General features: G+C 69.2%; 10 protein-coding genes. All 10 read left to right on the top strand.

What is annotated here, in order from left to right:
• The first annotated feature begins 16 nt into the window (after positions 1-16).
• Positions 17-2,344 (top strand): beta-ketoacyl-[acyl-carrier-protein] synthase family protein, encoded by a 2,328-nt coding sequence (locus tag LDL21_RS14165; protein ID WP_225280444.1) that lies wholly within the window; start codon positions 17-19, stop codon positions 2,342-2,344.
• A gap of 29 nt (positions 2,345-2,373) precedes the next feature.
• Positions 2,374-3,465 (top strand): 3-oxoacyl-ACP synthase III family protein, encoded by a 1,092-nt coding sequence (locus tag LDL21_RS14160; RefSeq protein ID WP_181696909.1) that lies wholly within the window; start codon positions 2,374-2,376, stop codon positions 3,463-3,465.
• A 15-nt stretch (positions 3,466-3,480) separates the two neighbouring features.
• Positions 3,481-4,257 carry an alpha/beta fold hydrolase gene (locus LDL21_RS14155; protein ID WP_067636393.1) on the top strand — a complete coding sequence of 259 codons (777 nt, stop codon included), beginning with the start codon at positions 3,481-3,483 and terminating at the stop codon, positions 4,255-4,257.
• Positions 4,254-5,924 (top strand): acetyl-CoA carboxylase carboxyltransferase subunit alpha, encoded by a 1,671-nt coding sequence (locus tag LDL21_RS14150; protein WP_225280443.1) that lies wholly within the window; start codon positions 4,254-4,256, stop codon positions 5,922-5,924. The genes LDL21_RS14155 and LDL21_RS14150 overlap by 4 nt, the downstream gene beginning before the upstream one ends.
• A gap of 20 nt (positions 5,925-5,944) precedes the next feature.
• The gene (locus tag LDL21_RS14145) at positions 5,945-6,415 is read left to right on the top strand and encodes an acetyl-CoA carboxylase biotin carboxyl carrier protein (protein WP_225280442.1); all 471 of its coding nucleotides are present in this window, start codon (positions 5,945-5,947) and stop codon (positions 6,413-6,415) included.
• On the top strand, positions 6,412-7,803 hold the full coding sequence (gene accC, locus LDL21_RS14140) for an acetyl-CoA carboxylase biotin carboxylase subunit (protein WP_225280441.1): 1,392 nt from the start codon (positions 6,412-6,414) through the stop codon (positions 7,801-7,803). Before LDL21_RS14145 ends, accC begins: the two co-directional genes overlap by 4 nt.
• Complete coding sequence (locus tag LDL21_RS14135; protein ID WP_225280440.1) at positions 7,800-8,999, top strand: FAD-dependent monooxygenase; 1,200 nt, start codon at positions 7,800-7,802, stop codon at positions 8,997-8,999. The genes accC and LDL21_RS14135 overlap by 4 nt, the downstream gene beginning before the upstream one ends.
• Before the next feature lie 79 nt (positions 9,000-9,078).
• A complete protein-coding gene (locus LDL21_RS14130) occupies positions 9,079-9,972 on the top strand; it encodes an ABC transporter ATP-binding protein (RefSeq protein ID WP_225280439.1) in 894 nt (297 codons plus the stop codon).
• A complete protein-coding gene (locus LDL21_RS14125) occupies positions 9,969-10,808 on the top strand; it encodes an ABC transporter permease (protein WP_225280438.1) in 840 nt (279 codons plus the stop codon). The genes LDL21_RS14130 and LDL21_RS14125 overlap by 4 nt, the downstream gene beginning before the upstream one ends.
• A 35-nt stretch (positions 10,809-10,843) precedes the next feature.
• Positions 10,844-12,028 (top strand): sensor histidine kinase, encoded by a 1,185-nt coding sequence (locus LDL21_RS14120; protein ID WP_225280437.1) that lies wholly within the window; start codon positions 10,844-10,846, stop codon positions 12,026-12,028.
• The last annotated feature ends 7 nt before the right edge of the window (positions 12,029-12,035 follow it).

Raw genomic sequence — 12,035 nt, 5'->3', positions numbered from 1 at the left:
CGAACAGGAGTGCACGGTGAAGACGAGAGAAACCCAGCACATGTCCTTGCGAACGGTGGTCGTCGTCGCTGTCGGCGCCGTCACCTCGCAGGGCGATACGGCCAAGGCGCTGTGGGACGGCGTACGCGCCGGTCATGTCGCGATCGACCCGGTCGAGCACCTGCCCATGTCGGACTACAACACCCGGATCGGCGGTGAGGTCCGCTCCCCCGTCGCGCCCTCACCGATCGCCGACGAAGTGGGCGGATTCCGGGACCGCGCTTTCGATTTCGCGTTCGCCGCCGCCACCGAGGCGATGGAGGCGGCGGGCGCCCTGGTCGCCGAGGTGGCACCGCACGACCGGGCCATCGTGCTCGGCACCTGCAATGCGGGTCTGCTCAGCACCCTCGAGTGGCTCGGTGACGACGGTGTCGGCGCGGGCACCCCCGAACTCGCCATGTTCGGCCCGCCGCAGGCCATCGCCGAATCGCTGGCAGCCCATTTCCAGTGCGCCGGTCCGGTGTTCTCGGTGAACACCGCCTGCGCGGCGGGGGCCAACGCGATCGGCTACGCCGCGGATCTGATCGCGCTCGGCCGGGCCGACATGGTGCTGGCAGGCGGCACCGACGCACTGTCGGACGTGGCCTACGCGGGGTTCAACTCGCTGGGTTCGCTGTCGCCCACACCGGCGGCGCCGTACCAGGACAAGCGAACCGGGCTCTCGCTCGGTGAGGGCAGCGGCATGCTCGTCCTGACCAGCGCCGAGCTGGCGGCCGCGGCCGAGGTGGAGCCGCTGTGCGTGATCCGTGGCTACGGACTGTCCGCCGACGGCTACCACCCGACCGCCCCGCGCCCCGACGGCACCGGCGCCGCGCGGGCCATCCGCTCGGCCATCGAATGGGCCGGGTTGCGCGACAGCGACATCGGCTACGTCAACAGCCACGGCACCGGCACCCCACGCAACGACAGCGCCGAGGCCAAGGCCACCCGGCTCGCGCTCGGCGACGCCGCCGATTCCGTGCCGGTGAGCAGTTCCAAGTCGATGATCGGGCACCTGCTCGGCGCGGCGGGCGCGGTCGAGGCGATCATCACCGTCGGTGCCCTGCGCAGCGGCGTGCTGCCGCCGACCGCCAATCTCGTTCGGGCCGACCCGGAATGCGCGCTCGACCACATCCCGGTGACCCCACGGGTCAGCAATATCGACCACGCGATCTCGAACAACTTCGCCTTCGCGGGTGCCAACGCGAGCGTGGTGTTCTCCGAACGCGCCGCCGAGCCGACCCGCGTCGAGCGTTCGCGCGTGGTGGTGACGGGGACAGGCGCCGTCGGCGCCGCCGGCCTCGATGTGCGGGCTGCCTTGCGCGCGGTCACCGAAGGCCGCGACTGCACCCGGGTCGACGACGGTGTGCGGCTGGGTCTCATCGACACCGACCCCAGCGACCATCTGACCAGGCGGGAGGCCAGGCGGATGGACCGGCTCGGCCTGCTGTCGACCTTCGCGGCGAGCCGGGCGCTGGCCGAGGCCGGTGCCGACCTGATCGCCGACGACCCCGACCGGGTGGGCGTGGTCTTCGGCACCGGGCTCGGTCCGATGGAGGCGATGGAACAGTTCGTGCGCCCGCTGCGCGCGGAGGGGGTCGCGGCGGCGAACCCGGCCGTGTTCCCGAACACCGTGTACAACGCGGCGGCGGGCAGTGTCGCCACGCTGCTCGGGGCGCTCGGCCCCACCTCGACGGTGACCTCGGGGCACGCGGCGGGCGCGAACGCGCTCTGCTACGGCTACGACATGGTCTCGCTCGGCCGCGCGACCGCGATCCTGGCCACCGCCGCCGACACCCTCACCCCACTCGTGGTGCGTGGCTACCGCAGGCTCGGGCTGCCCATGGGTCCGCACGACACGTTCGCCCTCGCCGAGGGCGGCGCCGCGGTGATGCTCGAACGGTACGACAACGCCGTTCGCCGGGGCGCCACCGTGTACGCCGAAGTACTCGGGCATGCCACCGCATCGGACGCGCGCGGTGTGGGGCGCACCGATCCGACCGGTGCCGCCGTCGAACGCGCCATGCGCGCCGCACTCGACGTCGCGGGTCTGGCGCCGGGTGATATCGCCGAGGTGTGGACCAACGAGGTCGGGCTGCCCGCCTTCGACGAGCCCGAGAACCAGGCCCTGCACCGGCTTTTCGGCGACAACGCCCCGCAGCGCATCGCCGCCAAACGGGCGCTCGGCGAACAACTGGGCGCAGGCGGACTGCTCGCCGCCGCATTGGCCACCTGTGACCGGCCTGACCGGGGCGTGGCCCTGGTGAACAGCTCCTCACTGGGCGGTACCCACATCAGCATCGTGCTCGCGCCGCTGACCGACTGAGCATCCGAACACAAAGGACGACAAGCGTTATGGCAACACCGGAATTCACGGCCCAGGTCGTCGGCACGGGCAGCTACCTGCACGGCGACCCGATCGACAACAAGCAGATCGAAGCACTGCTCGGTCCCGTACCCGAGGACATTCTCGAGGGCATCCAGGTCAAGGAGCGCCACTGGATGATCGACCCCGACACCGGCGAACACCTGGTGACCAACTCCCAGATGGCCGCGGGCGCCGCGACCGCGGCGCTCGAGCAGGCCGGCATCGAGGCGGGTGAGGTGGACCTGATCGTGATGTCGACGGCCAGCCCCGAATACCTGCTGCCGCCCGCGGTGACGTTCGTGCAGGAGCACCTCGGGATCGCCGAGTGCACCACCATCGAAGTGCGGTCCGGCTGTGCGGGTTTCGTCGAAGCCGCCGACGTGGCACGCGCCTACCTCGAGCGCGGCACCCACCGCACCGCCGTGGTGATCGGCAGCGAGGCCATCTCGCCCCTGCTCGTCCCGATGTATCGCGGCATCGACCCGGAGCGGATCCGCATGCGGGATCGGCTGGTGGCCTACACCTTCGGTGACGGTGCGGGTGCGCTCGTGCTGCGCGCCGAACCGGCCGACCCGCAGACCCGGGCCGGGGTACTCGGTTCCTCGATCGTCACGATGGGCGGCACCAAGAAGCCGGGCATGCAGGTGATCGGCGGGTCGACCCACGCACCGCTACACAAGCAGGTGCTGGCCAAACGCCTGATGGAGCTGAAGGTCGACGTCGTGGAGTCGGGAAAGTTCATCCCGCACATGATCACCCGGTCGCTGCGCGAGATGCTCGAGATCAGCGGGGTGAAGGCCGAGGACATCGCCCTGTGGGTCGTCCCCGAGGGCAATGCCGGCTACATGACCAGTGAGTTGGAGGCGGCCGGTCTGCTCACCGACGAGTGGCTGGCCCTGCGCGACAAGATCTACGAGAACATCGAACGGGTCGGTGCCACCGGTTCGGCCGCTGTTCCCCTCGCCCTGGACGAAGCAGCGCGCGCGGGCCGGTTGCGGGCGGGCGACAACGTCTTGCTCCTGGCCATCGAGACGAGCAAGTGGAAGTACGCCGGGATGACCCTGGTCTGGGCGGGCTGAGGGATGCGCCCTGCCGTGGGCCCGATCGAGACGGGCCGGTTTCGCACGAGTGCGGCGACGCTCGAATACGCCCACGTCAGTGGTGACATCAGGCCGTCGCTGTGCATGCTGCACGGGTTGGGCGCACGGTGGCAGACCTTCCGGCCGCTCGTCCGCTCGCTCGGACCCGGCTGGGACGTCTACGCACCGGATCTGCGTGGGCACGGCCGATCCGACTGGGTGGCAGGCCATTACGCGCTGGCCGACTTCGCCGCCGATGTCGAACAGTTCGTCACCGAGCGCATCGGCGCGCCGGTGGTGTTGTTCGGGCACTCGATGGGCGGCTGGATCGCCGCCATGGTCGCCGCCGCCCGCCCCGATCTGGTGCGGGCGGTGGTGATCGTCGACTCGGCGCTGTACCGGCTCAACGATTCCCAGCGCGCGGCGATGCTCGGCTACGCCGTCCCCAATCAGGCGATGCGTTCGATCGCGGTGTCGCTGCGGATGGCCGATCCGGAGCTGAATCAACGCTGGGTGGAGGGGCGCAACCAGCGCGAACAAGACCCCGACGAGCTGATGTCGCGACTGCGGTGTCCGGTGTTGCTCGTCCAGGGCGACGAGCGCACCGGCGCGCTCATGACCGACGAACACGTGCGGCGCGCGCTCGGGCTGCTCGCCGACGGCTCGCACGTGTTCGTGCCCGGTACCGGCCATGCCGTGCACGCGGAAGCGCCCGGCCCCGTCGCCGACGCGCTGCGGGCGTTCCTGGCCGAACAGATCGACAAGTCAGAGCCGAACGGAGAGTTCCGATGACCGAAGTGATCGACACCATCGGCAGGCAGGGCACCGACCAGGACACCACCTGGACCAAATGCCCGTCCTGCGCCGAATACCAGTACAAACCCCAGCTGGAACGCAACCTGCGGGTCTGCACCCGCTGCGGCCACCATCTGCGCATCGGCGCGCACCGGCGGCTGGCCCTGCTGCTCGACGAGAACTCCTGGGCCCCGGGCAGTTACGACGACATCGAAACCCGCGATGTGCTCGATTTCCGCGACCACAAGTCCTACCGGCAACGGCTCGCGCAGGCCCGCGCCAAAACCGGCGAAGACGATGCCGCCGTGTTCGGTGTCGGCACTCTGGACGGCCGGCGTCTGGTCGTCGCGGCGATGGAGTTCGGGTTCATGGGCGGCTCGATGGGTTCGGCCGTCGGCGAGGTCATCACCCGTGCCGCCGAACTCGCCCTCGCCCAACGGCTTCCGCTGCTGCTGTGCTGCGCCTCCGGTGGCGCGCGGATGCAGGAGGGCAGCCTGTCACTGATGCAGATGGCCAAGACGAGCCAGGCGATCGGCCGACTGCACGAGGCCGGACTGCTCGTGGTGTGCCTGCTCACCGACCCGACCTTCGGCGGTGTCACCGCCTCGTTCGCCATGCTCGGTGATGTGCTGGTGGCCGAGCCCGGCGCGCTGATCGGGTTCGCCGGGCCGGGCGTGATCAGCCAGACCATCGGCGAGGATCTGCCGCCCGGTTTCCAGACCGCCGAATTCCTGCTGGCACACGGGCTGATCGACGCGGTGGTCCCGCGTGCGCAGCTGCGGGCGTATCTGGCGAAAGTCCTCGCCGCGCACGCACCGGACACTCCGCTCGGACCGCTGCTGCCGTCGGTCGCCGTCACCGACCCTGCGCAGGTGTCCCCGCGCCCGGCCGCGACGGTGGTGAAGGTCGCGCGTGATCAGGCCCGCCCGACCACCCTGAGTTTCGCGGCGGTCGCCTTCGACACCTTCGTCGAATTGCGCGGTGATCGCATGTTCGCCGACAGCTCGGCTCTGGTCGGCGGGCTCGCCACCCTCGGTGGCCGCGCGGTCATGCTGATCGGCCACGAAAAAGGCAGCGACACCAGGGAATCCATCGCCAGGAACTTCGGTATGCCCGAACCGGAGGGATACCGCAAGGCGTTGCGGCTGATGCGTCACGCGGCGAAGTTCGGAATGCCGATCGTCACCCTGATCGATACGCCGGGCGCCTATCCCGGCGTCGGCGCGGAGGAACGCGGGCAGGCGGGCGCCATCGCACGCGCCATCATGGAATCGAGCAGGCTCCCGGTGCCGATCGTCACCGTGGTCACCGGCGAGGGCGGCAGCGGTGGGGCGCTGGCGCTCGGCGTCGCCGACACCGTGCTGATGTTCGAGAACTCCTACTACTCCGTCATCAGCCCGGAGGGGTGCGCCGCGATCCTGTGGGGCGACCGCGCGGCGGCGAGCACGGCCGCCGAAGCACTGAAGCTCACTGCGGCGGACCTGCTTTCGCTCGGCGTGGTCGACGGCGTCATCCCCGAGGACGCCGAGGGCGGACCCGACATCGTGCGGATGGCGGGCGATCTGCGCGCAACCCTGTCGAACGCGCTCACCGCGCTGTCCACCGTGCCCGGCCCCGACCTGATCGAGGCCAGGTACCGCAAGTTCCGGAAGTTCGGCTCGTGACACACCTGGGAGACAAACCGATGACCACTGACAAATCGTTGAGCCACATGATCGATGAGGTACGGGGCCTGGTCGCCGACCTGAACCCCCGGCCGCGCCGGCTGCGCGTCCGGGCGGGCGAATTCGACCTGGAGATGGAATGGCCGGAGGGTCCGGCGAGCGTGAGCGCGGCGCCCGTCCCGGTCGTCACCGTCGAATCGGTGAGCCCGGCGCCGGAATCCAGCGCCGTCGCGATCGAGTCGCCCTTGGTCGGGCACTTCTTCCGCAGCCCCGAGCCCGGAGCCGACCCGTTCGTCTCCCCCGGCGACTTCGTGGCGGAGGGTCAGGTGGTCGCGATCGTCGAGGCGATGAAGCTGATGAACCGCATCACCGCGCCCGGTCCGGGACGGGTGGTGCGGATCCTGCCCGACGACGGTGACGTCGTCGAGTACGGCCAGCAGCTGATCCTGCTCGAGCCCGACGAGTCCGCCCCGATGGAGATCGCGTCATGAACCCGGCGACCGATCCCGAACGGCCGATCAAGACCGTTCTGGTCGCCAACCGGGGTGAGATCGCGCTGCGCGTGGTGCGGGCCTGCCGGGAACTCGGCTTGCGCAGTGTGGTGGTGTATTCGACCGCCGACGCCGATTCGATCGCCATGCAACTGGCCGACGACGCGGTGTGCATCGGCCCGCCGGAGCCGGGTCGCAGCTACCTCAATATCCCGAACGTCATCGGCGCGGCCCTGCGCACGGGTGCCGACGCGGTCCACCCGGGCTACGGATTCCTCTCGGAGAACGCGGATTTCGCCTCGGTGTGCGCCGAGGAGGGCCTGATCTTCGTCGGGCCGTCGCCGGAGACGATGACCGCGCTGGCCGACAAGGCGGTGACCCGGGCGCTGATGAGCGCGGCGGGCCTGCCCTTGCTGCCGGGGACGACGTCGGTGCTGACCGGTGCCGAGGAGGCCGAACGGGTCGCCGAGGAGATCGGTTATCCGGTGATCCTCAAGGCGGCGGCCGGTGGCGGTGGACGCGGTATGCGGGTGGTCCGCGAGCGCGCCGAGATCGAGGACGCCTACCGCCGCACCCAGACCGAGGCCGCCCTCGCCTTCGGTGACGGCAGCCTCTACATCGAGCGATACCTCGAGGGCGCCCGTCATATCGAGGTGCAGATCCTCGGCGACCGCCATGGCAATATCGTGCATCTCGGCGAACGGGACTGCTCGGTGCAGCGCCGGCACCAGAAGCTGCTCGAGGAATCACCGTCGCCCGCACTCGACGACGCCACCCGTGCGGCGATCGGTGCCGCCGCCGTCGCGGGCGCCCGATCGGTCGGGTACGAAGGGGCCGGGACGATGGAGTTCCTGCTCGATCGTGACGGTGGCTTCTGGTTCATGGAAATGAACGCGCGCCTGCAGGTGGAGCATCCGGTCACCGAAATGGTGTGCGGGATCGACCTGGTCGCCGAGCAATTGCGGATCGCCCAGGGGCAGCCCCTGAGCTTCGGGCAAGCCGATGTCGTCGTGCGTGGGCACGCGATCGAATGCCGGATCAATGCCGAGGATCCGGCGCGCGATTTCGCACCGACGACCGGGCGGGTCACCCGCTATCGTCCGCCTGCCGGACCCTGGGTGCGGGTCGACAGCCACCTCGAACCGGGGGTGACGGTGTCGCCGTATTACGACGCACTGCTGGCGAAGGTCATCGTCTGGGCCGCGGATCGACCCGCCGCGATCGACCGCATGATCCGCGCGCTCGACGAGCTCGTCCTGGAGGGCCACGGCCTCACCACCAGCGCGAGCTTCCACACCGACATCCTGTCGCGACCCGAATTCCGTTCCGGCGATTTCGATCTCGATCTCGTCGCCACCACCCAGCGCACCCGGTTGGAGCACCCATGAGTACAGCGAACGGTCGTGTGATCATCCTCGGCGGCGGGATCGGTGGTCTCAGCACCAGCATCGCCTTACGCCGGGTGGGGATCGATGCGCCCCTGTTCGAGCAGGCGCCCGCGTTCGGCACCGTCGGCGCGTCGTTGCAGATCTGGGTGAAGGGCATGAAGGCCTTCGCCGAACTCGATCTGGCCGAACAGATCCGGGCGCGCGGGGCCGATGTGCACCGCCAGCAGTTCTTCAACCAGGACGGCACCCCGCTCTATCACGCGCCGCTGGCCGCGATGGCGCAGCGCTACGACGCGCCGATGCCGGTGATGATCCGGCGCGCGGAGGTGATCGATACGCTCGCCGGCTCACCGGATCTCGGCTCGATCAACTTCAACCACAGGGCGATCGACATCACGCAGGACGATTCGGGTGTCACCGTGACATTCGACAATGGTCATCGGGAGCGGGCCGATCTGCTCATCGCCGCCGACGGCATCAACTCGGCGACCCGGCAGCAGATCTTCCCCGAAGTCGAACTGCGCACCGCTAGTTACCGTTTGGTGCACGCGGTGGCCGATCACGTACCGCCGTTCGGGCGCAATATGTTCACGCTGCTCTTCGGGCGGGGCAACCGCATCGCCATCAAGGACTGCGGCAACAACAATGTCTTCTGGGTGGCGGGTCTGGCCAGGCCGACCCTGGAACTCGACGCACCGGCGGGCACGGTCAAAGACGACCTGCTGCGCCGATTCGAGGTGTTCCCCGCCGCGGTGCGTGACCTGATCGCGGCCACCCCGCCGGAGGTGATGCTGCACCACAACGTGCGCGCGCTCGGCCCGATGCCAGCGTGGAGTTCGGGCCGCATCGTCTTTCTCGGCGACGCGGCGCATGCGGTGACCCCCAATCTCGGCCGCGGCGCCAGCGAAGGCATCGTCGACGCGATCACTCTGGCGAATCATCTCGGCTCCATCGACGTCGGTGACGGCGCGGCGGTGCGGCGGGCGCTGTCGTCGTACGAAAAGGCGCGCAGGCCCGAAGCGGAGGCATTGCAGAAGGCATCCTGGAAAATCGGCACGATTTCGTCCTGGGACGGTTTCGCGGCGACCAAGGTGCGCGATCTGATGATGAAGACGGTGGTCGGCAAAACGCAGGTGTCGAAAATGCACGCCGAATTCGAGGTCGCCGTGCCACGGCTCGGCCACCTGGTGGAATGACCGTCACTCCTGAGAGCTACCACCGGTGATCACTCTGCGGCGGGATGTGCCGGGACCAGCTGAAATCTAGGGTTGGATCATGATTGTGGTCACGGATGATTTGACCAAGAGATACGACGACAAAGTCGCTGTCGACAAGGTCTGCCTCACCGTTCGGGCCGGGGAAATCTATGGTTTCCTCGGCCCGAACGGCGCTGGCAAAACTACGACACTGCGAATGCTGGTCGGGCTCATAGAACCGACCAGTGGATCCGCCCGGGTCCTCGGAAAGGCGCCCGGTGATCCGGCGGCTCTGGCGCACATCGGGGTTCTGATCGAAAGTCCCGGCTTCTATCCGTATCTGTCCGGACGCGACAATCTGCGCGTCATGGCACGCTATCGGCGCATCCCGGATTCTGCCGTCGACGAGGCACTGGCCCGCGTCGGCCTCACCGGCCGGGGCGACGACCGATTCCGCACCTACTCCCAGGGCATGAAACAACGGCTCGGCGTCGGCTGCGCGCTGCTCGGCAACCCCGAACTCCTGATCCTCGACGAACCAACCAACGGTTTCGACCCCGGCGGCATGGCCGAGATGCGCACCCTCATCACCGATCTCGCCGCCGACGGGCACACGATTCTGCTGTCGAGCCATCTGCTGGCCGAGGTGCAGGAAATCTGCGACCGGGTCGGGGTGATCAACGGCGGGAAACTGGTCGCCGAATCGACCGTCGCCGAAATGCGCGGGCGCAGCACCCTTTTCGTACGGGCCCAACCGGTACAGACCGCGGTCGACGCGATCCGGGTCGCCGTCGGCGATGCCACCCGGACCCAGACCGGCATCCGGGTCGACGCGGGCCCCGACGCGGCACCGCTCATCGCCCGCGCGGTGCTCGACGCGGGCGCCGAACTACACGAATTGCGTTCCACGGAACGTTCCCTGGAAGAAGCGTACTTCGAGATGACCGCACCGGATGTGGAGAACGTCGCATGATCGACAGCATTCGCGCGGAAGTGCTCCGGCTGCGCCGCTGGCCCGTGTTGTGGAGTCTGCTCGCGGTCTGGCTGACGTTGAACCTCACCTTCATGTACCTGCTCAACTACCTCGGCTACAGCTCGGGCAGTGCCGCCGATGCCACCGAGGGGCAGCCGCGCGAGTACGTGCTCGCGCAGATGATGCCCACGGCCGTGCCGGAGGAATTCGTCGGCGGCACCGTGCTTTTCGGCGGCGCGCTGATGCTGATCCTCGGCGCCCTCGCCACCGGCAGCGGGTACGGCTGGGGCACCTGGAAGACGGTGTTCATTCAGGGACCCGCGCGCGTCACGGCTCTGCTCGGCACGGTGCTCGCGCTGCTCACGGTGGCGGTCGTGGCTGTACTCGGGGCGTTCGTGCTCGATCTGGGCGTCGCGTGCGTCATCGCCTCGGCCGAATCCCAGCCGCTCGTGCTCCCGTCGGTGGGCCGGCTGCTGGCCGGAATCGGCAGTGGCATCGCGATTCTGACCATGTGGACGTTGCTCGGCGCGCTGATCGGTCTGCTGGCGCGCGGGCCGTCCCTCGCGGTCGGGCTCGGCCTGGTGTGGGTACTGGTGCTCGAGAACGTGCTTCGCTTCTTCGGCGACATGCTCGGCAGTGCCGGTGCGGTGACGGACTACCTGCCCGGGTCGGTGGCGGGTTCGCTGGCCGGTGATCTACGGACACTGCAGGGCGAGGCGACACCGGGGGTGCTCGACCTCCTCGACTGGCCGCAGGCCGTTGTCGCGCTGGCGGTGTACCCGGTGATCTTCCTCGCCTGCGCGATCGTCGTCGTCCGGCGACGCGATCTGGTCTGACGGTGTCCGCACCCACGATCGACAAGGATGAGCGCATGGAGACGATCGCCGCCCGCGTGCTGGAGTCCTGGCCCCCGCGACTGGGCCGGTGGCAGCAGGTGTCGTTGAGCGTCGCGGCGGGCGTGGTGGGGTTCGTCGCGGTGCTGGCGACCATGGTGGCCGACACCGAGCTGGCGGTGGTCCAGGTCGTCGCGCTCGCGCTCGGCATCGGGATCGCTGTCTCGCTGGCCATGCGGGCTCCGGTGGCGGGGTGGGCGCTCGGCCTCGCGGCGCTGGCAGCCGCGTCCGTGCTCAGCGGACCGCAGGCGGAGTTGTGGGTCGATCCGATGCTGACCAGCTATTTCGTCGTTCTCGGCGTTGGGGCGGTGTGGGCGGGCGCCCGCGCCGCGGCGGGGGCCTGGGCGGCGACGGTGGCGACCGGGATCGGTCTGGCGCTGTGGTTGCGGCCCGCCGAATGGCTGGTCGGGATTCTCGGGGCGAGCGCGGTGTCGGGGCTGGTGCTCTCGACCGTGATCGCGGTGCGCACGGTCGGCGTCACCAGCAACAGTCTGCGCCGCGAACGCGACAGCACCGAGCGGCAACGCCAGCTCACCTCGCTGTGGGAGGAACGCGCCCGCATCGCCCGTGAGCTGCACGATGTGGTCGCCCACCACATGACGGTGATCGCGATCCAGGCCGAGGCCGCCCAGCACAGCGACCGCAATCTCGCGCCCGCCACCGGCGCCCGGCTCGACACGATCCGCAACAGCGCGACGGTCGCTTTGTCCGAGATGCGCCACATCCTCGGAGTGCTGCGCAGTGGTGACGCCACGCTCCTGCCTCAGCCCGCCCTGCGAGACCTCACCGAACTGGTGGAGACGGTGCGCGGGGGCGGTACGCACATCACGATGACACTGACCGGCGATACGGCTAAAGTGCCTGACGCCGTGGGTCTTTCGTCCTATCGGATCGTGCAGGAAGCACTGAGCAACGCGATCCGCCACGCACCGGGCGCACCGGTCGAGGTCACCGTTGTGGTGAGCGAGAAGGCGATCGACATCCGTGTCGCCAATCCGTGTGCGACGGTGCCTGCCGCCGGTGCGGGCCACGGACTGCTCGGCATGCGCGAACGCGCGACGATGCTCGGCGGAACTTTCAGCGCGGGCGCGGACGACGCGAAGTACGTTGTCGCCGCGTCACTCCCCCTGCACAACGGGCGTATCGACGCCGCGCGCGATTAGCCCGCCG

Source organism: Nocardia rosealba (assembly GCF_020216065.1).
Lineage (GTDB): Bacteria > Actinomycetota > Actinomycetes > Mycobacteriales > Mycobacteriaceae > Nocardia > Nocardia rosealba.
Note: the sequence above shows the minus strand (reverse complement) of the source record. Positions and strands in the feature narration are given on the sequence as shown.